Source organism: Nocardia caishijiensis NBRC 108228 (genome assembly GCF_001612825.1).
Taxonomy (GTDB): domain Bacteria; phylum Actinomycetota; class Actinomycetes; order Mycobacteriales; family Mycobacteriaceae; genus Nocardia; species Nocardia caishijiensis.
Genome location: NZ_BDBE01000038.1, coordinates 20,513 through 47,461 on the forward strand (window position 1 = coordinate 20,513; position 26,949 = coordinate 47,461).

A 26,949-nucleotide genomic window follows, 5' to 3' on the forward strand; every position below is an offset into this window, starting at 1 on the left:
GCCGCCGATTCTCCGGATCGGCCTCGACATCACCCCCGTCGACACGTCGAGCGCGAGCCCGGCGGCCGCTGTGTGCGTGATCGTCGGGGTGCCCGGTCGGCCATCCAGACATCGTTTTGCGTCTGGTCATCGGGCGAAAGCGGCGACGCCGACCGGGCCTACGCCGATACACAGCGACTGTTCGAGCTCGAGCGGCCGGATGCGCAGGGCGTCCCCGCCGCCGAGCAGTCGGACATACACCGTGTTCAGGCCCTTTCGCACGTCGGCGACGGTTTCGGTGTCGCCGTCGAAGGACACCGCGATTCGGCCGTCGCGGTCGGCGAGGTAGTTGAGCTGGGCGGTCCAGTCGCGGATCTGCATGGGGCCGTCCAAGGGGATCGAGGTGCCGGCGCGTACGCGGTGGCCGCACTGTGGTTCCGAGCCAGGGGTGATGGAACGGTTCCACCAGACGTACGCGTCGACGATTTCGCCGGTGTCGGTGATCATCCGCAGCGTCGGGGTCGCGGCGGCGAAGGTGGTCGGCGTCGCGATCGGGGCGAGGACGTGGTCGGTCATGTTCTGAGGGAAAGCCAACGGGTTCAAGACATTCCACGGGACTTCCTGCGGCAGCAGTGGGGCGTCCCTCGTCGCGGGGAGGGCGGCGCGCACACCGGTGATGTAGGTGCGGGCGGGGCTCGGTTCCCACGATCGGGTGAAAGTGATCGTCGAGACGACGCTACTCAGCACGAACAGGACGACAGGTATCGCGGACAACGTCGAGGTGAGGTCTGCGGTTTTCGGGGGGCGCGACATCAGGCCGATGCGCGGCCGGGAACCATCGACCGAACCTGTCTTCGACCGGAGCTCACCGGGCGGCATGCCTGCGGTGCGCGGACGAGTATCCGACGGGTCGGGCTCGGGTGGGCTGGACGAATTCTGTTGCGCGACAGTGCTGGCCGGTGCCCGAAGAATCAGAGCCAAAGAGACGGTGGCGATCACGGCGAAGTCGGCGAAGTAGCGCATCGACTGGAGCAGCAGGGCGGCGGTGCCTGGCCCGTCGCGCAGCACGATCACCGGGGCGATGGTCGCGATGCCGTACCCCGCGGCACACAACCACACCACAGCCACACGCGCGCGACTGCGAATCGTCCACGCCGCCAACAGGATCAGCGACATCCAGCAGAGAAATACGGCGACGCCCGGCGGGTCGGCCCACGGGGTGGCCGGTTGCCATCGCTCCCACCGCCACGGACCGCCGAACAGGGCGGGAACGAGCCCGTCGGACAGCGCCCGACTGAGCAGCGCACCGGGGTCCTCGGGTCCGGTCAACCCACGCGGACGTTGGATAACCAGCAGGAACACGGCAGCCCAGGTGAGCAGTACCGCACCACCCGCCGCCCACAGCAGTCCCCCGCGACTGACGGCGGCTCGCCAGGGCTGCCCGGCGACGTGGGCCGACAACGCGACCACCGCGAACGCCACCGGCAGCACGACGATCGACTTCTCGAACGACAGCAATGCCACAGCGAAGACGAGAGCACCCGATACCGCGTACCGCCGCTGACCCGTCCGCGCCAGCAGAACAGCGTCCGCACTCACCCACGCCAGCGCGATCTGCAACGGCAAGGCGTTCACCGCCGCCGCCCACCAGGCGAACGCGGGCACGGTCAACGGCACGAACAGGTAGAACACCAGCGGCCCGAGCACGCACCGCCGCCACCCCATCAACACGACCAGCAGCCGCAGCACCGCCACCGACGCCACCAACTGCAACCCGACCAACACGGCAGCGGCCACACCCCAGCTCATCGGCGCGACCTGCGTGACCACCCAGGTCAACGCGATCGCCAACGGCATCACATGCCCGTCATGACTGGTGAGCAGCAACTCCGCCGACCACAGCGAATGCCTGCTCACCTGCCCGATCAGAATGAAATCGTCCCAGTAGAAGAACCCGGACGCGGCCACCCAACCCCGCAGAACCAACTGGGCGACGATCAATCCGGCGGCCACTCCTACCACCGCGCGCACCGACCACGCCCGACGAGCGGACGACGCGGTCGACGGTGGCGAGTCGATCAGCGTCACAGCCATCACGCCTCTCGACGCTAGCCCGTTCGTCCCGGACCAGCCATCACCCCACCCGGCTCGGTGTCGCACACCGAACAGCGCCGGGGAATTCGGTGAGACTTCCTGGTCGGACGATCAGCGGCCATTCGTGGTTCGTCGTCGTGGAGCGTGTGGCGCCGCTGAGGATGAGGTCAGGCGGTTGCCACCGCGTCGTTGATCGATCGGATGACGCCGACGAGCCGGGTCGCCTGTTCGGGCGCGAACAGTTGCGTCGGCCCCTGCGGCGCCCGGTCGGTGAACGGCGCCTTGAACAGCAGCTTCGGGTCCATCTCGCCGTGCCGGGTGAGGTGCCCGACGACGAGATCGATGAAGTCGATCTGACTGGCGGTCGCGGTCCGTTCACCGAGGAATTCCGCGAACGCCGCCTGCACGGCCTGCCGATCCAGGCCGACCAGCGAGCGGACGAAACGGGCGAGTCCGTGGGCGTTGGCGACGGCGCGTTCCATCTCCTCAGCAGCGCCCGCTCCGCTGCGAGCCAGCAATTCTTCGAGCGATTCCAGGTCTGCCGATGTCAACGGCTTGCCCGACCGCAGTTTCCGCAGCGCCAGGTTGTCGGGCTGGCGGCGCAGGTAGTCACGCAGCTTCGCCGTGTAACGCTCGACATCGGTACCGGACCGCATCTCCGGCATGTCCCGTTCCACGACTTCGCCGAGCGAATCGGTGAAGTCGGTGTAGACGACGACACGTTTCCTCTTGGGGAGGAGACCGACGATCGAACGGACCTCGCGCCGCGCGTGTTCGAGCATCTCGACGGTGACATCGGCCCACCATTCCTCGCTCGCGACCTCGCGTAGCAGTTCTTCCTTGGCCTTGACCTTCGGAATGGTGAGCCCTTCGTCCAGCAGTCCGTCCGCGACGCCGCGGACGATGTCGGCGTGCCGCGTCAGCGTGCCGTCGCCGACGACGACGGCGAGCTGCCCGCGCAGGACCGCGAGGTCGAATCGCTTGGCCATCTCGTCGGTGTCGCGGACGGTGGTGGGCAGGTCGGCCAGTGTGGCGACGATCTCGGCGGCGCGCTGTTCCAGAACCGAGTCCCAGGCAGCGCGGTCGGCATACTTCTCCACCTCACGACGCCGGGTACGAACGATGAAGTTGTCGGTGCGCATACCGGCGACCTGCGCGTGCAGCAGGTCGGCGGTGGCGCGACGCAGCCCGGGCGAGACGCCGGACTGATCGAGCGCGGCGAGTAGTTCGGTTCGGGTGGTGAAGAGCCGATGCGAAAGTGACGGCGCCAGCGCGCCTTCGGAAGCCTCCGGGTGTTGTTCGAAATAGTCGAAGTTGGCGCACACGTCGAAGACGAAGAAGTCGGTCTTGTCCTGGTCAGGACCGTACAGATCGGGGCGCAACCGGGTGCCGCGCCCGACCATCTGCCAGAACTTCGACCTCGACCGCACCGGCTTGAAGAACACCAGGTTGACGACCTCGGGCACGTCGATGCCGGTGTCGAGCATGTCGACCGAGATCGCGACATGCGGTTCCTGCTCAGGCTGGGAGAACTTGTCGATGAGGTCCTGGCTGTAGCTCACCGAGTGGGTGATGACCCGCGCGAACGAGCCCTTGAGCTCCGGGTAGTTGGCATCGAACCGCTCGGCGATGAACCGGGCGTGCAGCTCGTTCTTCGCGAAGACGATGGTCTTGCCGAGCCGGTCGCCGCCCGCGACCCGGTGTCCGTGGGTCATCAGCGTCTCGAGGACCTTGTCGACGGTGTCGATGTTGAACAGCCACTTGTTGACGGCCTCGGCCTGGACCACGTCCGGGATCTCGTCCTCGGCGACGTCGTCACCCCAATCGATGGACTCGTAGCGTTTGCGCTCCTCCTCGGAGAGGGCGGAGTAGCGGATTCCCTCGAGCGGGAAGGTCAACGGCACGTTCACCGCGCGCGGCCGGACGAGGTACCCGTCGGCGATGGCCTGGTCGAGCGAATAGTCGTGCGTCGGGACACCGGTTTCGAGGTGGAACAGCTGGTAGGTGTTGTAGTCCACCTCGTCCTTAGGCGTGGCGGTGAGCCCGAGGAGCAAGGCGTCGAAGTATCGGAAGATGTGGCGGTACTTCTGGTACACCGAACGGTGCGCCTCGTCGATCACGATGAGGTCGAAGTATCCGGGACCGAATTTCCTTGTCGTACCGTCTGTTTCGTCGATGAGGCCCATCATCGTGGGATACGTGGAGACGTATACGCGGCCGTCGGTGTTCTTGTCGGTCAGCAGGTTCACCGGCGACGAGTCGGGCAGGTGGGTTTTGAACGCGCCGACGGCCTGCTTCACGAGGGCCTTGCGGTCGGCGAGGAACAGCACCCGCTTGACCCAGTTGGCGCGCATCAGCATGTCGGCGAGCGCGACAACGGTGCGTGTCTTCCCGGCTCCGGTGGCCATGACGAGCAGCGCGGCCCGCTGGTTCTCGACTTCGAACCGCTCGGTGACGGCACGGATCGCCCGCTCCTGGTACGGGCGGCCAGCGATCTCGTGCGGGACGGGGATCGTGCCCAGCGGCTTGCTCGTCGTCCGGCGGGCGACAAGGAGTTCGAGTTCGTCGCGGGTGTGGAAACCGGCGACTTCTCGTGGCGGGTAGCGCAGGTCGTCCCAGAAGTGGTGTTCGAAACCGTTGCTGTAGTAGACGACCGGTCGCCTGCCGAACTTCTGCTCGAGGCAGTCGGCGTAGAGCTTGGCCTGCTGCTGACCGGCGTGCGGATCGACGGAGGTCTTCTTCGCCTCCACGACAGCGAGCGGCAGGCCATCCGCGCCCCACAGCACGTAGTCGGCGTAACCGTTCTTCCCGTCGGGCATTCCGGCGACCAGATATTCGCGATCCCGCGGCTGATCCAGCGCCCAGCCCGATTCGTTGAGCATGAGGTCGACGAGGTCGCGGCGGGTCTGTGCCTCGTCGTAGTCGTGGGTGTCCGGGGCCGCCGCGCTCGCCTGTTGTGCGCTGAGGATCTGCGTCCGCAACTCGGCGATCAGCTGCTCATAGCTGGCTTTCTCGAGGTCCGCGGTTTCGGCGGCCTCGTCGCGAGCCTTCAGCTGCGCGATGAGATCCTGCTTTTCGGCCTCGGACTGCTCGAGCTGCGCGTCCTTTGCCGCCAGTTCCGCTTCGAGCTTGCCGAGCTGCGCAACGGTTTTGGCGACGACGGCACCGCCACCGGGCTTGGGCAGCCGGGCGGGGTCGAACTGCTGCTGCGGCGACGGCTTGCTCGACGGCTGCGTCGCGAACTTGCGGGCCAGCCACGACATGATGTGGAACAGTTCGGCGAGCGCCTTGGTCCCCGAATCCTTGGGCACCGGCTTGTCGTCGTGCACAGCCGCATTGCCGAGACGGCGGATGAGGTCCATCTTCGTGATGATCCGGTGGTCCGCGACGCCCGCGAACGCACCATGGTGGATCCGGGCTGCCAGGTCGGACTTGTACGGCTCGGACAGATTCTGGGTCTGGTATATCCATTTCACGGTGTGTTCGACCGTGCGGCGGGCATAGAAGCAGGTGGTCCTCGGGTCGAACAGCGCGTCACGCTCAGCATTGCGCACCTCGGCATGCAGTTGCGGCCATTCGGCCCGCAGGAATTCGAAGTTCCCCACCATGACCTCGGTCCCTTCTCTACCGTATGCGCAGCGCGCAGTGACGTGTGGTCTGTGCTCGATCTTGGCACAGGCATCCGTGCTTCCCCGGAGCCTTCAGACATTACGGGCAGGGTCCGACAAGTTCCCCGTCGTCACCGCGAGCAGAGGTCATCGGCCGGAGATGCGCGCGAGAACGGCGGCTGCGAAGTCCTTGTTGTGATACTGCCCGTAAGACCCGCGCCCTGCGGCGAGAAGCTCCGCGAGCGGGCGGATCGCCGCGGTGAGGGGCAGGCTGAAGAACTGGTCGTCGGCGCCTTCGTCGGAGAGAAACCAGTCGACAACAATGCCGTCACCACCTGCTGAAGCCATGGTTGTCCGGTCGAAATGCAACAGCGGGAACATGTTTCGCAACTGATCGAGCGAACGGGCGCTCGCCGCCACCAGAGCGGACTCCGACACATACAGCGCGACGCGGTAATCCACGATCCGACCGTCCTGTGGAAACCGCTCGACATAGAGCACCTCCATCGGCCCCACGCACAACGTGAACAGCCGCTCACGCTCGGTAGTCCGATTCGTTGCGGGGAGCGCGCTGAGCGTCCACCTGACCAACTCCCCGTCGGCGGGGTTGTCGAACGCGTCCGTGAGATAGTCGGCGATGAGGTCGACCACCGGCTCGAAGAACGGATCCTGTTGCAGGGCAGCGAAATTCTCGGGACCAGCTGCGGGGTGGGGTGTGCTCATGGGAGTACTCGTATCACTCGATATGTACCTCGTCGACATCGACCACGATGAAGGTTCGGCGGGTCGGAACACCCTGTCGCGCGGCACGACCGGTGTCGAAGGAGGGCGCAGGTCCCGATGGCATTCAACTATTCGTCGGCAGCACCTCCGACTTGAAACGAGCGACCACCCTGATTGGGTTCGATACCCGCGAGCTTACAAATCCGCATCAGCTGTCGGTCCGTAAGGTCATATCCCAGCGCGAGCTCGTCGACCTCGACACCAAGTATCTCGGCGATCGTGTCGAGACCAATATTCGTTATATCGAAATCCTCAGCCAGAAGATCGGTCTGATCGTCGAACGCTTCGAGGAATACCCTCATCGCTCTACCCTTCGGTGTTCGGACCGGCAGCCGTGCGCTCGGACGGGACGGCTGTGATGGTTCGCTGTGTCCGGTCGGCGACGCCGTAGTCGATCATCAGGTCGCCGGAAAGCCCAGCTTGTCGAAGAAGGCGCGGTTGCGCTCGGTGGCGGCGTTCAACAACTTGTCGAACGAAATGACCTCGACGTACGCACGGGCTGCGGGGTTGAAACCGAAGTATCCCATGCCGTCCTGGGTAGGTTGCAGCCCTGAGTTGTCGCACCTGTCCTTCATAGTCGGTGTCAGGTCGGCGATGATGTAGCAGAAAGCTGGCAGATTGTCCGAGTTCGGAATCTGGCGGCCCGCAGCAGTCGTCACTCCCCCGGCTCTGATCCGCTTGACGTAATCGAGCGACTGACTGATCGGGTCTTTGCCTTCGCTGGCGTCGTTGCGCATCGGTCGCTTGATCTCGACGACCACGATCGACGACAGCGGCATCGTGGATCCGCTGGCCGTGAGTACTGCGGTGTCCGGTCCGATGCGTCTGGTGGCGAGGATGTCCGGCTCCTTCGTCGACTCAGAGCCGGTGATCGGCATGGACTTCAACGTTTTGTCCGATGCGAGGTAGTCGTGGAATGCGAGCCGTTCATCGATGATCCACAGATTCGCCGCGTCGATGCCGATCTCGTTCGAGTCGGTCCGCATGGGCATCAGCAACGAATGGATGGCATCTTCACGAGCGTATTTTCCGTCGTCGTTCAGTTTGATGAATTTGTCCAGGAATCCCAGAATCACCCTGCGGCGGGCGACATATGCCGCGAGGTCGGACTTGTTGATGTCGTCGATGGTCTGCAGACATTTCGCCAGTTCTTCGTCGTAGTTCTCCGGCAAGGCCGACCCAGATTCCGCGAAGAGCCGATGTGTCTGCGTCATGGTGTCGGTATCCAGCTGCTGCAATCGTCGGTGCAGCAGCAGTTCCAGCTCGGAGTCCTTCATCGAAGGATCCACCGTCACGCCGAGTTCACGCAGCCGTCCCAGCACCGGGCGGTATCGCGGCGCACGAGTACTCACGAACTCGTCGACCCGGACTTCGCCTTCCCGGTGAGCTGCTGCCAGTGGACCCGCCAGGATCCGTTCGATCTCGGACACCACAGCCGACCTGATATCGGCCAAACAGATGTCGATGTCGAGGGTGTCGTCGGATCGATCAGCTTCGAGATCGAACGCTGTGCGGTCGGAGCGCACATTGTCATCGAGATAATCCGAGGTCAGATAGCCGACATAGGTGAACTCGGTACCTGCGGCGTCTTTCAGCCGCCCGTGCAGACCAGCCACTTTGCCGGTCAGGTTGTCCTCGAAAACGACACGGTTCGCCGCGCACCAGTTCAATCGTGGCTTGAGATTCCGGTTGGCGGACTTCACACAGAGACTCGTCAGATCGAACTTCTCGCCCTTCACCTCGATCGACACCGGCGCGTAGTCCGACATGGCGAAGTCGTGCATCAGGTCGCGAAGGTGGATCGTCTCGTCACCGTCGACGATCGATACCTCGGGCGCCCCACCAGGCCGCAGGTAGTACCAGATGCAGTGCTCGAAGACTTCGCGGGCGATGGTGGCAACGGTCTTCGGCGCACTGCGTTCGAAAGACCTTCCGAAACCACTCAGGTGAACACGACTGCCAACCGCTGCGCACCCGGTGGGTACCTCCTCGTGCTCGACCCCGCGCGCCACCGAGAACCGAAAAGCCACGTCGCGGGTCTGATCGCTACCATCAACCGCGTACGTGCTGTACACGAATACTTTGTCGAAAGCCTTGAGCCACAACAACCGGCCGACACCGCGGCAACCGAGACTCGCCTTGTGGTCACTGTCCAACGTTTCGAACGACGACAGATTCTCCGGCGTGAACCCGATGCCGTTGTCCTCGATCACGAACCCGACGATCGGCTTCAGTGCGCGGCCCGAACCGCCGAGTCCCAGATCGAACTCCCCTTGATCGCTGCGCTGGATCGTGACTCTCAGCTGACCGTCGGACGTGTCGGTCGGGAAGCGAGCATCGATCGCTTGCAGGCCGTTGACTATCGCCTCCAGCAGAGGCAACAGGGAATGACTCTTGGGGAGGCTGGTATTGCGCACCCGCCCCGCGAGTGACGTCGTCAGCGCCATCGTGCCCTCTTCTCCTGATTCGAAGTCCCACCCGGCGAATCTCTGGACAGATCACGGCAATACGGCCGCCGCCGACCTCATCCTACTGGGTATTCGCAGGTCGAACGGCCTGCGTCAACTCGGCGCGGAGCACCCCATGACTTGGCATCATTCGAAGTAGGCTTCGGCGACCTAAGACGACAGCCGTGTTTGGACGGCTACGCCGTAGCGGATCATCACTCGACCAGGCGTGCGCCGTCGATACTGCCGCGGCTTCGGCGGACTTGCTCCCCGGCTGGCCGCTGTGGTCGACGAGCACGTCCAGCGCCACGGCGACGTTGCCGCAGCGGCAGCGTTCGCGGCGTCCCTGCGCGACGCGCGGAGCATGGTCGATGAGGTGGGGCAGGTCGCCGCGCAAGCGAAGCTGACCCGGACCGCGATCGAAAGCGCTCACCACGCGGCGCGATGGAATTCATCGTGGATCGAGGGAACCGAAGCGAGCGCGGGTGCGTCCAATTCTATGGAAGCATCTTCCAGGCAGGCGAGCACAGACGGCGTGAGGGGGTGGGCTGATGAGCGATGACTCCGGCGAGAACGGTGGTGTCCTGCCGATCATTCTCGGCGTCGGCGGCATACCGAGCACGGCACAGCAGCAGGCCGTCGCACAGTTGGGCGCGACGCAGCAGCGGGTGAAGGCCGACACCGAAGCACTCATCGGTCTGGGCGCGGGCACTGACTCGGATTATGCCGTCACCGAGGAGCGCTTCGAAGGCATACCCGCCCAGCAGCTCTACAGCTCGGTGCACGGCGAGGGCGGGATGGATGTCACCGGCCTGGCGACAATGCGCACAGTCTGGAAGTCTGCGACAACTGACCTGGGGTCGGTGTCGATCGGTATGCAGTCGCGTGTGCTGGCATTACTGAACGAGGGCGCGCTCACCGGGCAAGCCGGAGACGCGGCGGCAGCGGCGGCGACCCGGCTCGGTCAGGTCGCCAACCAGATCTCCCAGGTGTTCTCGGCCGTGACAGGTCGCGCCGAACAGCTCTACTACACCGCCGAAGCGGTCCGCAAGGCCGTGCAGCAACCACCGACGCCGATGGTCGTCATCGACCCGGACGACCCCGTCCAATCCTTGATCCCCGGCATAGCCAACCCCGAGACCGTCACCGTGGACCGCGAAGCCGAGAACCGGGTCAAGGCCGAGAACGTCGCCGCGATGAACACGATCTACAAGCCCGGTTACCCGCCCGCCGGATCGGGTGTTCCCGCCTACACCTTCGTCCCCGCAGCACTGGCCGGAGACGGTGGCGGACAAGGGAATTCGACCGGCCCAGGGAACACGAACCTGCCGACCGGGACCGGTGACCCCTCGACCGGTACACCGGAAGAGGAGCAGACCACCACACCTGCCACCGAAGACGGCACACCTGCCGACACCGGCGATCAGGTCGATGCGGGAGATTCGTCGGATGCGGCGTCAGACCAGTCCAGCGCGGGCTCCGATGGAGATGTTTCGACCGATCCCTCCCAGACCACGCCAGCGGGCACTACGCCGACGACCGTGTCACCGGGCTCGATTCCATCGGGTGGTACCACATCGCCGTTCGGTAGCGGTTCTCCGGGCTCGACCCCTGGTGGTGGGCGGCCCCCTCGGTGGCGGCGGGCCAGGGGCTTCGATTCCCAGGCAACCCTCACCCGGTGGGGCCGGATCGGCGGCCGTCGGCGGTTCAACGGCGCGACCGGCGATGTCACCGATGATGGGACCGATGGGTGCCGGAGCGGGCCAGCGACGCGGCGAACCAGACGACGAACATACTGCCCCGGAGTATCTGAGGCGGGTGCAGCCGGACTGGCTCGAGGGCATCACCACCTATGACTCGGTCATCGGTGGCGAAGCTATCGCCGCCGAGCCGAACCCCACGCAGATACACCCCACCGAGGCGACACCGCCACCATCGCTTCCGCCGATCTCACCCCCGATTCCGCCCTCACCGGAACCGGAACCGGCCCCGGCCGGTAACGCTGATCCGACACCGCGAACCGACGCCGCCGCTCCGGTATCGGAGCCCGCACCGCCTGATCGGTCACCGGACGCGAGGACCGATGCCGAACCTTCCGCGGTATCAGCGGAAGTCGCGGCCCTGCTCAGTCAATACAATTGGGCTCCACCGAGTACCGACACCAGCACCGCCGGTGGTGTGGGCGAGCCGGGGCCTGGTTCGCGGTGAAGTCGAGTTCCATCGATCTCACCGCCGATGAGTTCGCCTGGCTGTGGCGCAGTGTCGCCGGTGGTGACGAGTTCGGTTTCCCAGACCCGTTGCGTATCAACGAGACCGCGGCGACGATGGTCGAATACGCCCGGCAGACACGGGAATTCGAGCAGCGGTTCCCAACACCCGCTGTCGCGGCGTTGCGTCCGGTCTTCGAAACTCTCGCCCACCCCGACAGCCGGATACGCTGCTTCGGCACGACCGCCGACGGCAACGAGATCAGGACACATGCCGCTATCGGCGACCGGGTAGCGGTCATCCTGCACCAGCAGCCAGGCCCCCGCGAGCACAGCGGCCCCCTCAGTCTCGCCTTGGCCGATCCGTACGCCGCCGCCGCGCACGTCGTGGCGACCATGCCGCGTGCCGCACCCGGTGGCGCCGGGTCGATGCTCGGCTACACGCCACGAGTCCGCGGCGAGGAACAAGAGCTCGGTCATGGTCGAACCGCTGACGGGCGCCTCCCGACAGACGAGCGAATCCGCAGACTCGCCCGACTACCCCGCAGCGCCGAGGGACAACTCGTGATCGAACGCGATCCGACCAGCGCCCGGCCGTGGCCACCGCGCTATCTGTCCTGGATCGATATCCCACCCGGACAGTTCGCCTCCGGCCGCTATCTGGTCGAGGTACGCAACCACGAAACCATCGTCACAGCGGCCTCGGCCGACCGGATCGTGCGGGAACTCCGTCGGCACGCCGGACTCAGGTCAAGCAATCGAGGAAGGAATGTGTCATGAGCGGACAACTACCGAAAATCGACTACGGACAAGCAAAGATCGGCGCGTTCAAGGAAGTCGCGGCGAACGGCACGTTCGAGTACAACCCGGACGGAGTACGCGCGATCGTCGACTGGTACGACCAAATGATCCGAGAGATCAGAGCGATTCGGGACTCTTTGGATAAGGCAGAGGCCGTTAGTAGCTTCGGTGGGTTCGACTCCGCGAAAGAGCTTCGCGCTGGGTTTATCTGGAAGGCTACTGAGGGTAAGCACGTCCTGAACCAGCTCATCAATGGAATCTACGAGGTCCAAGAAGGATTTCTGATCGCTGGAAAGATGACGACCGAAGTCGATGAGTTGAACCAGCGACGGCTCCAACACCAGGCGAGCATGATGGGTAGCCCGTCATGATCACACGCAACCTGGTGGTTTTTGGCCTAGTCTGTTGCGCGACATACATTCTCGCCGCTTGCGGAACCAGCGGCCCGCAGCCTTCCGGTTCGCCTGATACTCCATCGACTACAGCGGTACCGATGCGGGTCACCGTAGCGCCGGCACCCCATCAGCCATCCCGGGCCGGAATCACTGTCAAATACGATCCGTGCTTCACGGTCCCGGATTCAGTCCCGGAAACTCTCGGATTCGCGGTCGAAACTCGTGAACGCAACGACTACGTCTTCGAGGACTACGCCTTCATCGGTTGCGAATTCGATCGCCTTGAGAAGGCTCGATTCAGCGACCGGATGGACCGCGTCGGGAGTATGACTGTGTGGTCGGCGAGTATCACTCTCGACGAGATTCGGGCGAAGAATTTCGAGGGTTCTCAGGACACCAACATCCGTACTCGCCCGGCCGTTTCGTACACCTCGAGGTCCGCCAGTGCGTGCTACCTTGCGATGAACGGCCCGGACGGCGTGATCCAAATTCGAGTATCCGATTCGCCGGAAACCGATTGGCGTGCCTGCGCCCATATCCGTGAGGCCGCTGAAGCGATCGAAGCAACACTGCCGAAGGGCTAGAAAATAATGACCGGACTGGATGTCAACAAAGACGTGCTCATCACGCTCGGCATGGAGCTGTCGCGCATCGGTGCCGCCATCGAGGGGATGGACACGAAGGAACCCTTTCGAGTCGGTGTCGACGATCTCAAAGGCACAGCGACCGCCGCTGTTTCGGCTGCGGCCAGCGATCAGGTCAAGTCCGCATTGACCTCGGTGGCATCGCGGATCAATGCGATGGGTGGCGCGGCGATCAGGTGCAGCATGAACAATGAAGAAGCTGACAAGGCGTTCGCCGGTCTGCTGGGCAATCTCGGAGAAGGTGTGTACTCGTGACCGTCGGTTTAGCTGCCATGCGCGGCTTTCACCCCGAAGCCACCACCGGCGCGGTTGCTGGCGCGATCGACGCTTTGGTCGCTGCGTTCAGCGCCCACATGAACGACATGTACGTCAAAGTCGATGCCAGCCAGGACAACTGGAAAGGCGCGGCGGCGACCGCCGCGAATCAGCGAGCTCTCGGCGAACGGCTGGCTGGCAACACGCTGATCGGCGAACTCGATGACATCGCTGCGGCCTACCGCAAGCACGGTTCGGCCATGGATGGTTACTGCTCCGCCGCGATCAGAGCGGCAGACGATTATCTGCGGCAAGGCTTCGACGTCGCCGACGATGGCACTGTGACCGTGCCTGCGGGCAAGAAGGACATCCCTGGCATTGTACCGGGACAGACGATCCCTATGAGCGCCGAGCAGCTCGCCACCTACGCGGTAGAGGCGTCCACCCGGGTGAAAGGACTGGTCAACCAGTTCAACGCGGAAGATCTCGCTCTGGCCCAGGCCGCCGGGCAGGAACTGCTCGACATGGTGCAGAAGGCCGCGGGCGAGCAGGGGCTCGGATCCTGGACGATGGATACGATCGATTCGGGAAACACCGGCGTCCAGGATGGTTTGCTGGTTGCCGATCGCAATGCGACTCCGGCTCAGATGCGGCTCATCGCCGATCGCCTCGCCGAGGCCGGTCTCACCGCCCAGGACATCGCGGATATCAACTCCGGCAAGAAGGTCGATCTGACCGAAGCCCAGTTCGCCTACCTGCACTCGTTCTACAACACCGCGGGTAAGGACGGACTGGTGTGGATGACCGAGCAGATGAGCACCAACGGCGACACCGTGCACGCGGCGAGTGTGGTCAACGGCCTGAACACGCTGGCCAACCCCAACGTCGGTGCCACTGGTGTCGGTCCGACCGGCAACCCGATGCCACTGCAAGGCGGCCTCAACCAGATCCCGTCCGGGATCTCGAACGTTCTGACTCGGGACTACTCACTTCGAGACGGCAACCGCACTCACCACTCGAACATCGACGGAGCCGAACTCAAGCAGGTCACCTCGATGCTGGCGCTCGGCGACAAGATGACAGCGCCAGGTAGCGACATCAACCGCGAACTTCTGCAAACGGCTGGCGACCTGGCGGACAAGAGCGGCCACTCCGTGAGTAGAGAAAACGAGGACGGCCTCGTTTCCGACCTCGTGCAGACGATGGTCGAGACCGCAGGGGAGGACAAGATCGCCGTCACCGAAGTACTGGCCGATCCAAGCAAACGAGAGGACATCTTCGGCCCGCTGCTCACGAACGAGTACAGCAAGGATGACGGCGCCGCAGTCCAAGACATGCTTGGCTGGATAGAAGGCGACGCCACGTCGCCCGATGCGGCCGTGGCCGACCGTGCCGGTGCGGCGGCGTCCGGCTTGGCCAATTATGTCGAGCGCCACAAGGACGAACTACTCAACCTTAACGGCGCCTACTCGGAATCGATCGGCGCGACCAACCCGCGCGCAACCCAAGGAATCGCGTCGGCACTGAGTCCGTACATCGCCGATATGGCCGGAGTCCCTGACGAACAGACGGCAACCCGCAACTTTGACTGGAATGATCCCGATCATTCCAAAGCGCTGAGCGTCTTTACGGTCATGGATACCGATAAGGATGCGGCTACCTATTTCAATGCCCAAGCATTCATGACCACTTCGGAACTGCAACAGGCATGGGCCAATTCGGCGGTAGCCAACCCAGGGGAACCGAACGGCGAGCTTGCGAGTCGTGCCGGGGTGATCCGGGGCCTGATCGACCAGGGCCTCACGGCCGAAGCCGAAGAACGAGGAAAGGACGCGAAAGCTCACGGAGCCAACAGCTTCGCCAACAAGGGCGAAGCATACGACGGAATAAAATCCGCACTCAGCACCGGAATGAAATACACGCCCATTGTCAAAGATGTCTGGGCACCGGCGGTCGACGCCTACAACACTGTAGCCAAGAACAGTATCGTCGGCGTGTACTTGCCGCCCGATACTCCGGCGACAACCGTCAGCTACGACACCTACGACGCCTCTCGTCAGAATTATCAGATCGCCCAAGCACTACAAGCCCACGGGGCACTCGACCATAGCCCGACTTACAACTACATGTTCAACGGCGATGGCACGTTGAAAAGCTACGATGAACTGCTCGCAGCCAAGAATGGTGACAATCACACGGTCAATAGCAATCTGACGAATGTACTGAACAACCATCGTGGCGGAATCTTCCAGGACCACATGCAGAACTATCACATCCAATACGGCCAAGGACTGGGGTCGGTCCGATGAACCGGATAGCCGTATCCGCCCTCGCAGTCGCGCTGACGCTGGGGCTGACGGCTGGCTGCTCTGCAGATGAGAAGCCAGCAGCCGCAACTTCCTTGTCGGAACTGTGCATCCCCTGGAACGACTACCTGGTGAACGAACTCCATATCGACGGCGTTACCGGCGGAACGCGAGATCCTAGATTTAAGATGCAGAAAGGTGGTACGGGCCACAGGACCTGCATCTTCAAGTGGGCAAGCAGCTGGGGCATGGCGGCCTCACTGATCGAAGACAGGGACAGCAACTTGCCACCAGCGGAACGTGAGAGGGCCCGCACAGCCTCTGCGAACGTGTGGACCGGGCAAGGGTATAAGCAGGTTGACGGGTACGGCTATCCGACGTGGGTACTCGACCGGCGCCCCATTGCGAAGGAAGTATCCCAGGTGGACGTCCATGTCCACGTCAACGACCATATCGCGGGATTCAATATCCGCCAGCCAGCAACAGCACCCATGACTGACGAGCAGTTGGCGAACACGATCCGGTTCACCATTGCTCTCGCCGAGAAGCTGACCCGGTAGGTACGGGTCGTCCCGTCTGGCAGGTTTGCGCTGAATTACTTTCCTGAAGCCAATGGAAATGAGATGCCCGGTTTTGTTCCCGGAGTCGACCGCCACGGCGAAGACCCCGCAGAGTCAGAGTTCGGTGATTAGGTGTTCACTTCCGATCCCGGTTCCGAGGGCCCATGGGTAGCGGGTGGCTACAGCGGTGCCTCACACAGCGAGTACTGGAGGGAAGACAGTGCATCGTTGACCAACATCGGACGCATCATCGCTGGGGATCACGGGCGGGTGAGCTACCAGTGAAACCCGCCCTGCGGACAGTCCTATTGGCGGCACTGTGCCTAATTTTCACTGTGACAGGATGCGGATCATCAGGAGGACCAAACGTGGACGAATCGCTGACAGCTCCAGACGCACAACGAAAAATCTACGCGTACATGTCCCAGGCGCTCACTGGCATGCCGGACACAACGTCACTATCGAAGACTCCAGATGTTTCCGACCTTGCGGAAAAGCAAAATCGACCTCCGCTGCCGAACGCGTGCTGGGATGGGAACGTCCAGTCGGATGGACCTCGCTACATCAGCTCGTCTTATTGGGTTGTCGGAATTCCACCATCGGCAGGGAAAGAATATTTCGACCTCTTTGCCGAGAGTTGGAAAAACAATGGCTGGAAGACTTCAGCAGAGATGATCGGCATTGCTCGAGTCGACTTTCCTGACGGGTTCGGGATCAAGCTCAACGCGGGACCGGACTATCGCTTCATGAGCTTGACGGGATACTCCCCATGCATGCCGGATACAACAATCGAAGACATGGATAGCGATCCGCGAACAATTCCCCACCCTTGATCACGGACTGTTGCCACTAACCGCGGCGTCCACCTTCTTTCTGCCCTGTGCTGCGTCGGTGATGAGGAACGTCGCGCGGGCCGGTCTGTCCACCAACTTCCCTCGGTACAGCGCGCTGAGCGCCCACCCGATTCGATTGTCAACATGTCGGGGTCCTGACGGCAACACCTCGGCTAGCTCGCCATGTGCAGGTCCCGTTTCCCCAGACCTGACCATCGCTGAGGACCTCCAGTACCGGTGTGAGGAAACCTGACCAAATCGGCATTGCAGAGACACGGTTGGCTGTGGTCACAGTTCGCCTCGGAAGGCGCGGGACTGGAGAGAGGCGAAGAGGGTGTCGAGTTCGGCGAGGGCTGCGGCATGCCGCAGCCTTATCCGGTCAACAGCTTCGATTGTGACCTTCATTCGAAATTGCTCTACTAGCGGAGGCACCGGCACCCTAAGTGCAGCAAGATTAGTTTGACTAACACCGGAGATCGTAGCGCCTGTCACAATCGGATGTATGTGTGCTCCACGAAATCGCTCATTCGATAGCAGGCTGAACAGGTATCCTACAGTCACCTTCCGCGGATCTGGAGTCGCCCGAATCAGCGAGGACTCAAATAGCAGAGGATCATCGCAGATGGGGACGAGACAAGGCTTGGCGGCCCCCGAGTGATTCAGCGAACGTCGAGCGATCAGGATATCCTCCGCACCCAGACCGTACTTTTCAATCTCATCTGTACTGCAATTGACTCGACGGAGCTTGCCGCGTTCCACGATGCCGTAGAACACGTCGCCCATATGAACCATCTCTATACCATCGTCGGAGTAGTCGTCTTTAGGGAAATACGCGCCGTTCTGTAGTGGACGGGCAAGCACGTCAGCAAGTCGGCGAACCGGCCAGTCCCGACTATTCGAAGCAGGGTCACCGAACATGTCGATGAAGATCGACTGGGTCAGTTCGTCGAGGTGGGCGAGGGCTTCGCGGCGCTTGGTGCGGAGGGCGTCAGCGTGGTCGAGGATCGCCGCGATCCGCCGCTGCTCCGTGAGGGGCGGAATTGGGACCTCAAGGCGCTTTAGATACTTGAAGTGTCGGTCGTAGCCAGCACTCGGAATGTCTACGTAGCGTAGGTAGTGGTAGAAGAATCGTTCGTCTAGAGCACCGCACGGTTTGAGCACTTTGACACCATCTGCACCGATTGCGAACGGAAAGTCGACGAGCTTCAGCACGCGTGTGTGGTCACCAAAGATCACCACGGGAAGTTCTGCTCGACACAGCGCTGTTGATGCATCGGTATATCCACCGATCAGCCCCCTGCCTTGATCCACTATCGGAATCGGCCCATCCAGGAGGTAGTCGCGTTGAGGGATCTTTACGTTTCCACTGGAAAGATCTCTTACAACATCGGTGAAATCGGCAATTTCCCACTGGCTCACGCCACACCGCCCGCAAGCATCTCTCGCAGCTGCGCCATACCGTCGCCGATCTCTTTCTCAAGTCGGTCGAGCTCATCGAGAATCTCGGTCGGCGACCTGTGCTCGACCTCCTCGTGCACGATCTCTTTGTACCGGTTCAACGACAGGTCATACCCCTGGGCGGCGATGTCGTCCTTCGGTACGCAGAAGCTTTGCTCAGTCCGAGCCCGCTCCAGCTCCGATCCGTCGCGTTCGGCCCAGCGCCGCAACACATCCGGCAGGTTGTTCTTCGCGTGCTCGTCCGCCGACAGTTCCGCGAGGGCACCGAGTTTGTCGGTGTCCAGCAGCGGGTTGCGTTTGTCGTCCAGAGACCAACCATCGGCCTGCACGTCGTAGAACCACACATTGTCGGTTCCACCCGAGTCGGTCTTGGTGAAGAACAGGATCGCTGTCGACACACCCGCGTACGGTTTGAACACCCCCGACGGCAGCTTCACCACCGCGTCGAGCTTCTGCTCCTCCACCAGAATCCGCCGAAGTTCCTTGTGCGCCTTCGACGAACCGAACAGCACCCCGTCGGGCACGATCACCGCAGCCTGCCCGCCTGGCTTCAGGAGGCGCAGGAACAGTGCCAGGAACAGCAGTTCGGTCTTCTTCGTCTTGGCGATCTGTTGTAGGTCTTTCGCCGTGTTCTCGTAGTCGAGCGAACCGGCGAACGGCGGGTTCGCCAGGACCAGCGAATATGCTTCGGCATCACCGATATTCGCCTCGGCGAGGGAGTCGCGGTAGCGGATGTCGGGCTGCTCGATGCCGTGCAGGAGCATGTTCATCGACCCGATGCGCAGCATCGTATTGTCGAAGTCGAAGCCGTGGAACATCTTGTGGTGGTAGTGGTGGCGGCCCATGCCGGAGTTGATCGCGTCGGCGTGGTTCGCGCGCATGTACTCCGAGGCGGCGACCAGGAAGCCGCACGTGCCGGAGGCCGGGTCGACGATGGTGTCGCCCGGTTTGGGGGCCGTCATGTGCACCATCAGTTCGATGATGTGGCGTGGGGTACGGAACTGGCCGTTCTGGCCCGCGGAGGCGATCTTCGCGAGCAAGTATTCGTAGATGTCGCCCTTGGTGTCGCGGTTCTCCATCGGCACCTTGTCCAGGCGGTCCACCACCCGTTGCAGCATGCCCGGGTTCGGGATCGTGAGTCGCGCGTCCTTCATGAAGTGGGCGTAGGTGGAGTCCTCGCCGCGCATATCCTTGATGAACGGGAACACCCGGTTGGCGACGATGTCGAACATCTCTTCGGCATGCCGTTGCTTGAACACCGACCAGCGCAGGTCGTTGTAGGGCCGACCCTCCTCGTCGTTCCCTTCCGGGAACGGGTTGTCTTCGATCGGCTGCCCGAGCAGGTTCGCCTGCTCCAGTGCGCGTGTTTGCTCGTCGTCGAGCCGCCGGATGAACAGCAAGTAGGTGATCTGCTCCATCACCTCGAGAGGGTTGGAGATACCGCCCGTCCAGAACGCGTCCCAGACTGCGTCGACCTTGTTCTTGATGTCACCGGTGATCACGGATTCCGATACCTGCCTGTTCTACTCGACGACGGCCATCAGAACTGTATAGACCGCGTCGGTCAGTGGTAGCGCAGGGACGGTTCCGCATCGCCGTCGATTGTCAGCCGCCAACGGCCGTCGGACGGCCCGTGGACGTCGACGAGGTTCTCGACTGTCGCGATCGGGCCGGAGACGGTGATGTCGCCGAATGTGTAGGTTGCCTTCGGTAGCGATTTCCGAGTCGGCGCCGACCGTCAACGAAAACCGCACGCCTAGCGCGCGCCCGAGCCGGTCGAGAACGGCCAAGGTCGGCACACCGCCACCACCGGCCTCGAGTCGGGAGATCGCAGGCTGGGTTGTTTGCGCGCGGCGAGCCAGTTCGGACTGGGATATGCCGAGCGCGACGCGACGCGCGTAGACGGCTCGCCCGAGAGTGATTTCTACTCGCGCGATCTCCCTCGCCGCGCGGTACTCGTCGGTGTCACGCTTTGCTTCGAGTCTTCGGCGAGCTTGCCGTGTGTGCTTTTCATCGGTCCTCCCACGAGGTGCCCGCGCCTTCTCAGCCCAGGCAGCCCGGGCCGAGAAGTGCTTTCAGGTCGCCCATCAGGGCCGAGGACGGTGATACGCGCCAGGCGTCGTTGAGCTTGAGCAGGGTGGTCTTCTCCCGGGAACCGACGTGGCGGATGTGGACATCGGAGGTGCCGGGGTGGCGGGAGAGGACCTTTTTGAGTTCCTTGACCTTGTCCGGGGTGCACATGCGGGTGGTCATGACAACCGATACCGGTTTGGCTACGCCGATGGCCGAAAGGTCTGGTACCACGAGGTCGTTGGCGATCAGGGAGATGCGGTCGTCGCGTACCGAGACGCGGGCCTTCACCAGGACGACGGCGTCTTCGACCACATCCATGCCGTACACCGAGTACGACTGCGGGAAGAACAGCACCTCCACGCCACCGGTGAGATCCTCGAGTTGGGCCGAAGCCCAGGCCAGACCGTTCTTGTTGATGCGGCGGTTCACCGAGGCGAGGATGCCGCCGATGGTCACCTGCGCGCCGTCCTTGACGTCACCTTCCAGGATGGCGGGGATCGGGGTGTCGACCTGGGCGGCGAGGACGTGTTCGACGCCGTTGAGCGGGTGGCCCGACACGTACAGGCCGAGCATCTCTCGTTCCAGGGCCAGCTTGTGTTTGGTTTCCCATTCGTCGTCGGGCACCTTCACGTTGAACACCGACGCCATCGACTCGTCGGCGTCGTCCATGCCGCCGAACAGGTCGAACTGGCCGATGGCCTCGGCCTTCTTGGTCGACATCACCGCATCGATCGCGTCCGAATGCACCAGCATCAGACCCTTGCGTGGATGGCCGAGCGAGTCGAAAGCGCCTGCCTTGATGAGCGATTCGGTGACCTTCTTGGAGCAGGCCGTCGCATCGACCTTGTTCAGGTAGTCCGAGAAATCGGTGAACTTCGACTTCTCCTTGCGGGCGGCGATGATCGAGGACACCACGTTGGCGCCGACGTTGCGCACCGCGCCGAGGCCGAAGCGGATGTCCTTGCCCACCGAGGCGAAGTTCTGCTCGGACTCGTTCACGTCGGGCGGCAGCACCGTGATGCCCAGTTTGCGGCAGTCCGACAGGTAGATGGCGGCCTTGTCCTTGTCGTCACCCACGGAGGTGAGCAGACCGGCCATGTACTCGGCCGGATAGTTCGCCTTCAGATAGGCCGTCCAGAACGACACCAGGCCGTATCCGGCGGCGTGCGATTTGTTGAACGCGTACCCGGCGAACGGGAGGATCGTGTCCCACAGCGCCTTGATGGCAGGTTCGGAGAAGTCGTTGGCGAGCATGCCCTCGCGGAAACCGGCGTAGGCCTCTTCCAGCACCGACAGCTTCTTCTTACCCATGGCGCGGCGCAGGATGTCGGCTTGACCGAGGGAGTACCCGGCCACCTTCTGCGCGATCTGCATGATCTGTTCCTGATAGACGATCAGGCCGAAGGTGTCGGCCAGGATGTCTTTCAGCGGCTCTTCGAGTTCGGGGTGGATCGGTTTGACTTCTTGCCGCCCGTTCTTGCGGTCGGCGTAGTCGTTGTGGGCGTTCATGCCCATGGGGCCGGGACGGTAGAGGGCGAGCACCGCGACGATGTCGCCGAAGCCGGTGGGTTGCATGCGGCGCAGCAGGTCGCGCATGGCGCTGCCGTCGAGCTGGAACACGCCGAGAGTGTCGCCGCGGGCGAGCAATTCGTAGGTGGCCGGATCGTCGAGCGGCAGGTGATCCATGTCGAGATCGATGCCGCGGTTGGCTTTGATGTTCTCCAGGGCGTCACCGATGACGGTGAGGTTGCGCAGGCCGAGGAAGTCCATCTTCAGCAGGCCGATCGCCTCACACGACGGGTAATCCCAGCCGGTGATGATCGCGCCGTCCTGTGCGCGTTTCCACACGGGGATGGCGTCGGTGAGCGGTTCCGACGACATGATGACGGCGCAAGCGTGCACGCCCGCGTTGCGGATGAGGCCTTCCAGACCGCGTGCGGTTTCGTAGATCTTGGCGACATCGGGGTTGGTGGAGATGAGTTCGCGGACCTCGGCGGCTTCCTTGTACCGCTCGTGGTCGGGATCGGTGATTCCGGCGACCGAGATGTCCTTGGCCATGATCGGCGGCGGCAGCGCCTTGGAGATCTGGTCGGCGATCGCGAATCCGGGCTGGCCGAACAACACTCGCGCGGAGTCCTTGATCGCGGCCTTGGTCTTGATGGTGCCGAAGGTGATCACCTGGGCCACCCGGTCGCTGCCCCACTTGTCGGTGGCGTAGCGGACCATCTCACCTCGGCGGCGATCGTCGAAGTCGATATCGATATCGGGCATCGACACGCGCTCGGGATTCAGGAACCGCTCGAACAGCAGACCGTGCGGGATCGGGTCGATGTTGGTGATGCCCATCGCGTAGGCGACCAACGAACCGGCGGCCGAACCACGACCCGGGCCCACCCGGATACCGACCTCGAGTGCGTGCTTGATGAGGTCACCGACGACGAGGAAGTAGGCGGGGAAACCCATGTCGCAGATGACTTTGAGTTCGAAATCGGCGCGATCGAGGTACTCGCGCGACGGACCGTCCGGGAAACGACGATCCAGACCGTCGAGGACCTCCTTACGCAGCCAGCTGGCCTGGGTGTGACCCTCGGGGACCGGGAAGATCGGCATCCGGTCGCGGTGTTGCCACACCTCGTCGTAGGACTGCACGCGTTCACCGATGAGTTCGGTGTTGTCGCAGGCACCGGGGACCTCGGCGTCCCAGATGGCCCGCATCTCCTGCGCGGATTTCAGGTAGTAGCCGTCGCCGTCGAACTTGAAACGGGTCGGGTCCGACAGCGTCTTACCGGTCTGAATGCACAGCAGCGCTTCGTGATTGGTCGACTGATCCTTGGTGACGTAATGGCAGTCGTTGGTGGCCAGCGGCGGGATGTCGAGTTGCTTGCTCACCATGAGCAGGCCCTCACGCACGCGCCGCTCGATCGACAGACCGTGGTCCATCACCTCGAGGAAGAAGTTGTCCTTACCGAAGATCTCCTGCCACTTCGCCGCGGCCTCGAGGGCTTCGCGTTCGTGGCCCAGGCGCAATCGGGTCTGCACCTCACCCGACGGGCAACCGGTGGTGGCGATGATGCCCTCGGCGTGGGCGGCGATGATCTCCTCGTCCATGCGCGCCCACTTACCGAGCTGGCCCTCGATGGAAGCCAGGCTCGACAGCTTGAACAGGTTGCGCAGACCGGTCGCGTTCTCGGCGACCATCGTCATGTGGGTGTAGGCACCCGAACCGGACACGTCGTCACTCTTCTGCGACGGGTCACCCCACAGCACACGCTTGGTGTCGAAGCGCGAACCCGGCGCGATGTAGGCCTCGATCCCGATGATCGGCTTGATGCCCGCGTTCTTCGCCGAGTTGTAGAACTCGCTGGCGCCGTACATGTTGCCGTGGTCGGTCATCCCGACCGCGGTCATCCCCAACCGCTCCGCCTCCGCGAACAACGGCGAAATCTTCGCCGCACCGTCGAGCATGGAGTACTCGGTGTGGTTGTGCAGGTGAACGAACGATCCGGACGAAGCCAAGACGGTCCTTCCTCCCATGGTGTCGACGGGGGTTGGCCTTGGCATTCTAGGCATGTGGGTACGACAAGTTTTCCCGTGCCACACGGGCGCCCCGTCTCCGCCTGGCAATGGCCCGGCGTGTCGTGGGCAAGGTCACCGGCGCGTCCCCGGCGGTGTCCGTTTTCCGCTGGTCGGACCAGCCCCGCGGATACGTCGACGGCGGGCGGTGACGGTCATAATCGGAGCGTGCAAGCTGAGCGGATCGACCCATGACCACCTTCGTGGTCGCTGTCGCGGTGGTGGTGGCGATGGCGGCGGTCGTGTTGTTGATCTGGCGGCGGACGCAGGGGGTGGTGACGACTCCGGCGCAGCGGGCGGTGCATCAGGCGTTGCATACGGCGTCGTTGGCGGCGGTGCCGTTGCGGCGGGGGTTGACCGAGGAGTCGGCGCGGGCGGCGGCGCCGCATCTGCGGACGTTGGCGGCGGCGGAGGGGTTGGGGGTCGCGGATGCCGAGGGGGTGTTGCTGGCGTGGGACGGGCCGCATACGGGGATGCTCGAGGCCTTCGCCGATGCCGCGCGGCGGGCTGTCGCCGCGGAGCGGCCGGTGCTGGTGGACGGGGACGAGCACACGTTGATCGCGCAGCCGTTGCTGATCGATGTGGGCGCGGCGGTCGGGGCGCTCGGGATGGTCATCACCGGTAAGCCGGGGCCGGGGATGCTCGGCGCGGCGGCCGAGGTGGCGCGGTATGCCTGTGGGCAGCTGGAATTGGCGGAACTGGATGCGTCGCGGGCGCGGGTGGACCGGGCGGAAGTGCGGGCGCTGCGCGCGCAGATCAGTCCGCATTTCATCTACAACGCGCTCAACACGATCGCGTCGTTCGTGCGCACCGATCCCGACCGGGCGCGTGAACTGATCCTCGAATTCGCCGATTTCACCCGGTACTCGTTCCGTGCGGCGGGCGAGTTCACCGTACTCGCCGACGAATTGCGCAATATCGAACGGTATCTGGCGTTGGAGCAGGCGCGATTCGGCGACGCCCTCGACGTGCGGCTGCGGATCGCCCCGGAGGTGCTCGGTGTCGTGCTGCCGTTCCTCGCTCTGCAACCACTGGTCGAGAACGCCGTGCGACACGGCCTCGACGGTGGCAGACACGGTGGGCAGTTGAGCATCGTCGCCAGTGACGAGGGCACCGACTGCCTCATCAGCGTCGAGGACGACGGCATCGGCATGGACCCCGACCTGCTGCGCTCCGGCGCCCTCGACGCCGTCGACACCTCCGGCCCCACCCGCACCGGCGAAGCCGCCCACGTCGGCCTGTCCAACGTCGACGACCGCCTCCGCGCCGCCTTCGGCAACGACTACGGCCTCGTCGTGGAAACCGCACCAGGCGCGGGCACCAAGGTCAGCATGCGAGTCCCGAAATTCCGTCCCGGCATCCGCGCCTGACTCCTCACAGCCGAGTCACCGGCTCAGCAGTGGCAATCGCGATCCGCACCGCTGGCGACGCCGCCAGCCGGAACCCGCGGCAGGCATCGCTCGCGCGATAGTGTCGCGCCATGCCCGAGTTGATCGCGCCGGACGTGCGGTGGCACGCCGCATGGCTGGATGCCCATGACGAGTGGGGGCCAGGCGTCCATGAGGATGGATTCGGGCTGGCAACGGAGGACGAGGTCGAGTCCGGACGATCGAACGCAACGGCGGTGTCCTCGAGGGGATGGTCGAGACCAGTCTCGGTGCGGCGCGGCGGTACGTGGTCGGCGGCTGAATCCAGCCGCTACGATGGTCGGGCTGTGACCTGGAACACTGATGATGCGCCGACTGCTCTGCGGGTGCTGGCTGTCGACGACGAGAAGCCCGCGCTCGACGAGCTGGTGTATCTGCTCAACCAACAGGTGGGGGTCGGGGACGTGCACGGGGCGTCGGACGCCACGGGGGCGTTGCGGGTGTTGCGGGCGCATCCGGTCGACGCGGTGTTCCTCGACATCGATATGCCGGGGCTGACGGGGATGGAGCTGGCGGGGATCCTGTCGGAGTTCGCGGAGCCACCCGCGGTGGTGTTCGTGACCGCGCACGACGATCACGCGGTGGCCGCGTTCGATCTGGGGGCGGTGGATTACCTGCTCAAGCCGTTACGGGCGGCGCGGCTGGCCGAAGCGGTGCGGCGGATCGCCTCGGCCAGGGCGGCGATGCCTGCCGCACCACCGGAGCGGACGCATCCGAGCGAGGTGATCCCGGTGGAGCTCGGCGGGGTGACCACGCTGGTGCACCGGGCCGACGTGGCCTGGGTCGAGGCCGACGGCGATTACGCGCGCCTGCACACCAGGACCGGGTCGCATCTGGTGCGCATTCCGCTCACCGCGCTCGAATCACGGTGGGAGGGTGCGGGTTTCCTGCGCGTGCACCGGTCGTATCTGGTGGCGTTGCGGCTGGTCACCGGGTTGCGCACCACGGGAACCGGCACGGTGGTCTGTCTGCGTGCCGAGGGGTCGTCGGGCGCGGTGGAGTTGCCGGTGAGCAGGCGGCAGGTGCGCGAACTCAAGCAGCGGCTCGTGCACGGGCCACGGCAGAACTGGTCGCAGCGATGACCGGTCCGCAACGGCCACAGCGCGAACGGGTGGTGCTCGCGCAGCGGCGCGGCGCCCGCCAGGTGCGCACCCGCACCGAGGTGGTGGAGCAGACCGATCTCGGGGCGGCGCTGATCGGCGGGCTGATCCGCGCCCAGCTCGGGCTCGCCCTTCGCCTCGGCTTCGTGGTGGTCGCCGGATTCGGTGCGCTTCCACTGCTGTTCGGCATCGACGCCGTCGCCGCGACGACCGTTCTGGGTGTCCGCCTGCCCTGGCTGATTCTCGGCCTCCTCGCGTTCCCACTGCTGTACGCGGTGGGTCGGGTGTATGTCCGGCTGGCCCAACGCAACGAGGACGATTTCCTCGAACTGGCGGGGGACTGACCCATGCGTACTCGAGTGCTGGAGTCGCAGGCGCACCGCAGCACAACGTGCGAGGCGGACAG

General features: G+C 63.9%; 21 protein-coding genes. 11 read left to right on the top strand and 10 right to left on the bottom strand.

All coding sequences use genetic code 11. From position 1 onward, the window contains the following. Positions 1–126: 126 nt before the first annotated feature. The 5 genes from NC7_RS20405 to NC7_RS20425 all read right to left on the bottom strand — a co-directional run bounded on the left by NC7_RS20405 (position 127) and on the right by NC7_RS20425 (position 8,911). Positions 127–2,073 carry a hypothetical protein gene (locus tag NC7_RS20405; RefSeq protein WP_067985517.1) on the bottom strand — a complete coding sequence of 649 codons (1,947 nt, stop codon included), beginning with the start codon at positions 2,071–2,073 and terminating at the stop codon, positions 127–129. A gap of 167 nt (positions 2,074–2,240) precedes the next feature. Beyond that, positions 2,241–5,681, bottom strand: a complete 3,441-nt coding sequence (locus NC7_RS20410) for a DEAD/DEAH box helicase family protein (protein WP_067985519.1) — start codon at positions 5,679–5,681, stop codon at positions 2,241–2,243. A gap of 147 nt (positions 5,682–5,828) precedes the next feature. Beyond that, positions 5,829–6,332 (bottom strand): hypothetical protein, encoded by a 504-nt coding sequence (locus NC7_RS20415; protein WP_236573777.1) that lies wholly within the window; start codon positions 6,330–6,332, stop codon positions 5,829–5,831. A 200-nt stretch (positions 6,333–6,532) separates the two neighbouring features. Next, positions 6,533–6,766: a DUF7683 domain-containing protein gene (locus NC7_RS30645; RefSeq protein WP_067985523.1), complete on the bottom strand. Its 234-nt coding sequence runs from the start codon at positions 6,764–6,766 to the stop codon at positions 6,533–6,535. Between the two features lie 96 nt (positions 6,767–6,862). Then, a complete protein-coding gene (locus NC7_RS20425) occupies positions 6,863–8,911 on the bottom strand; it encodes an ATP-binding protein (RefSeq protein ID WP_067985525.1) in 2,049 nt (682 codons plus the stop codon). A gap of 551 nt (positions 8,912–9,462) precedes the next feature. On the opposite strand from NC7_RS20425, the gene NC7_RS20435 reads away from it, so the two are divergent. From NC7_RS20435 to NC7_RS29280, 8 genes are all read left to right on the top strand, one after another. Further along, the gene (locus NC7_RS20435) at positions 9,463–10,767 is read left to right on the top strand and encodes a hypothetical protein (protein ID WP_067985529.1); all 1,305 of its coding nucleotides are present in this window, start codon (positions 9,463–9,465) and stop codon (positions 10,765–10,767) included. Between the two features lie 348 nt (positions 10,768–11,115). Continuing rightward, the gene (locus NC7_RS20445; RefSeq protein WP_067985533.1) at positions 11,116–11,898 is read left to right on the top strand and encodes an ESX secretion-associated protein EspG; all 783 of its coding nucleotides are present in this window, start codon (positions 11,116–11,118) and stop codon (positions 11,896–11,898) included. Then, entirely contained in the window at positions 11,895–12,290 is a 396-nt protein-coding gene (locus NC7_RS20450; RefSeq protein WP_067985536.1) for a hypothetical protein, read from the top strand. Before NC7_RS20445 ends, NC7_RS20450 begins: the two co-directional genes overlap by 4 nt. After that, entirely contained in the window at positions 12,287–12,898 is a 612-nt protein-coding gene (locus NC7_RS20455; RefSeq protein WP_084458642.1) for a DUF3558 family protein, read from the top strand. The genes NC7_RS20450 and NC7_RS20455 overlap by 4 nt, the downstream gene beginning before the upstream one ends. A gap of 6 nt (positions 12,899–12,904) precedes the next feature. Further along, positions 12,905–13,213, top strand: coding sequence for a hypothetical protein (locus NC7_RS20460; protein WP_067985540.1), 309 nt, complete (start codon positions 12,905–12,907; stop codon positions 13,211–13,213). Beyond that, positions 13,210–15,522, top strand: a complete 2,313-nt coding sequence (locus NC7_RS20465) for a TPR repeat domain-containing protein (RefSeq protein ID WP_157102104.1) — start codon at positions 13,210–13,212, stop codon at positions 15,520–15,522. Before NC7_RS20460 ends, NC7_RS20465 begins: the two co-directional genes overlap by 4 nt. Beyond that, positions 15,519–16,079: a hypothetical protein gene (locus tag NC7_RS20470; RefSeq protein ID WP_067985545.1), complete on the top strand. Its 561-nt coding sequence runs from the start codon at positions 15,519–15,521 to the stop codon at positions 16,077–16,079. The genes NC7_RS20465 and NC7_RS20470 overlap by 4 nt, the downstream gene beginning before the upstream one ends. Positions 16,080–16,447: 368 nt before the next feature. Then, entirely contained in the window at positions 16,448–16,912 is a 465-nt protein-coding gene (locus tag NC7_RS29280) for a hypothetical protein (RefSeq protein ID WP_157102105.1), read from the top strand. On the opposite strand, the gene NC7_RS28650 is transcribed toward NC7_RS29280, so the two are convergent. The 5 genes from NC7_RS28650 to dnaE form a co-directional block, all read right to left on the bottom strand. Then, positions 16,913–17,128 (bottom strand): winged helix-turn-helix domain-containing protein, encoded by a 216-nt coding sequence (locus tag NC7_RS28650; protein ID WP_236573776.1) that lies wholly within the window; start codon positions 17,126–17,128, stop codon positions 16,913–16,915. A gap of 72 nt (positions 17,129–17,200) precedes the next feature. Continuing rightward, a complete protein-coding gene (locus tag NC7_RS20475) occupies positions 17,201–18,331 on the bottom strand; it encodes a restriction endonuclease subunit S (RefSeq protein WP_084458643.1) in 1,131 nt (376 codons plus the stop codon). Further along, entirely contained in the window at positions 18,328–19,872 is a 1,545-nt protein-coding gene (locus tag NC7_RS20480) for a type I restriction-modification system subunit M (RefSeq protein ID WP_067985549.1), read from the bottom strand. The genes NC7_RS20475 and NC7_RS20480 overlap by 4 nt, the downstream gene beginning before the upstream one ends. A 21-nt stretch (positions 19,873–19,893) precedes the next feature. Then, positions 19,894–20,307 (bottom strand): helix-turn-helix domain-containing protein, encoded by a 414-nt coding sequence (locus tag NC7_RS30580; RefSeq protein ID WP_084458644.1) that lies wholly within the window; start codon positions 20,305–20,307, stop codon positions 19,894–19,896. Positions 20,308–20,413: 106 nt separating this feature from the next. After that, positions 20,414–23,959 carry a DNA polymerase III subunit alpha gene (gene dnaE, locus NC7_RS20485; protein ID WP_373861264.1) on the bottom strand — a complete coding sequence of 1,182 codons (3,546 nt, stop codon included), beginning with the start codon at positions 23,957–23,959 and terminating at the stop codon, positions 20,414–20,416. Between the two features lie 248 nt (positions 23,960–24,207). On the opposite strand from dnaE, the gene NC7_RS20490 reads away from it, so the two are divergent. From NC7_RS20490 to NC7_RS20500, 3 genes are all read left to right on the top strand, one after another. Beyond that, the gene (locus tag NC7_RS20490) at positions 24,208–25,386 is read left to right on the top strand and encodes a sensor histidine kinase (RefSeq protein WP_067985553.1); all 1,179 of its coding nucleotides are present in this window, start codon (positions 24,208–24,210) and stop codon (positions 25,384–25,386) included. 344 nt (positions 25,387–25,730) lie between these two features. Next, entirely contained in the window at positions 25,731–26,525 is a 795-nt protein-coding gene (locus NC7_RS20495) for a LytR/AlgR family response regulator transcription factor (RefSeq protein WP_067985555.1), read from the top strand. Further along, positions 26,522–26,887 (top strand): hypothetical protein, encoded by a 366-nt coding sequence (locus NC7_RS20500; RefSeq protein ID WP_067985557.1) that lies wholly within the window; start codon positions 26,522–26,524, stop codon positions 26,885–26,887. Before NC7_RS20495 ends, NC7_RS20500 begins: the two co-directional genes overlap by 4 nt. Positions 26,888–26,949: the final 62 nt, after the last annotated feature.

What these genes read in the sequence shown, in the direction of transcription:
- NC7_RS20405 (WP_067985517.1), bottom strand. Translation starts at nt 2,073, where the DNA reads ATGGCTGTGACGCTGATCGACTCGCCACCGTCGACCGCGTCGTCCGCT.
- NC7_RS20410 (WP_067985519.1), bottom strand. Translation starts at nt 5,681, where the DNA reads ATGGTGGGGAACTTCGAATTCCTGCGGGCCGAATGGCCGCAACTGCAT.
- NC7_RS30645 (WP_067985523.1), bottom strand. Translation starts at nt 6,766, where the DNA reads ATGAGGGTATTCCTCGAAGCGTTCGACGATCAGACCGATCTTCTGGCT.
- NC7_RS20425 (WP_067985525.1), bottom strand. Translation starts at nt 8,911, where the DNA reads ATGGCGCTGACGACGTCACTCGCGGGGCGGGTGCGCAATACCAGCCTC.
- NC7_RS20435 (WP_067985529.1), top strand. Translation starts at nt 9,463, where the DNA reads ATGAGCGATGACTCCGGCGAGAACGGTGGTGTCCTGCCGATCATTCTC.
- NC7_RS20450 (WP_067985536.1), top strand. Translation starts at nt 11,895, where the DNA reads ATGAGCGGACAACTACCGAAAATCGACTACGGACAAGCAAAGATCGGC.
- NC7_RS20455 (WP_084458642.1), top strand. Translation starts at nt 12,287, where the DNA reads ATGATCACACGCAACCTGGTGGTTTTTGGCCTAGTCTGTTGCGCGACA.
- NC7_RS20460 (WP_067985540.1), top strand. Translation starts at nt 12,905, where the DNA reads ATGACCGGACTGGATGTCAACAAAGACGTGCTCATCACGCTCGGCATG.
- NC7_RS20470 (WP_067985545.1), top strand. Translation starts at nt 15,519, where the DNA reads ATGAACCGGATAGCCGTATCCGCCCTCGCAGTCGCGCTGACGCTGGGG.
- NC7_RS28650 (WP_236573776.1), bottom strand. Translation starts at nt 17,128, where the DNA reads ATGGTCAGGTCTGGGGAAACGGGACCTGCACATGGCGAGCTAGCCGAG.
- NC7_RS20490 (WP_067985553.1), top strand. Translation starts at nt 24,208, where the DNA reads ATGACCACCTTCGTGGTCGCTGTCGCGGTGGTGGTGGCGATGGCGGCG.
- NC7_RS20500 (WP_067985557.1), top strand. Translation starts at nt 26,522, where the DNA reads ATGACCGGTCCGCAACGGCCACAGCGCGAACGGGTGGTGCTCGCGCAG.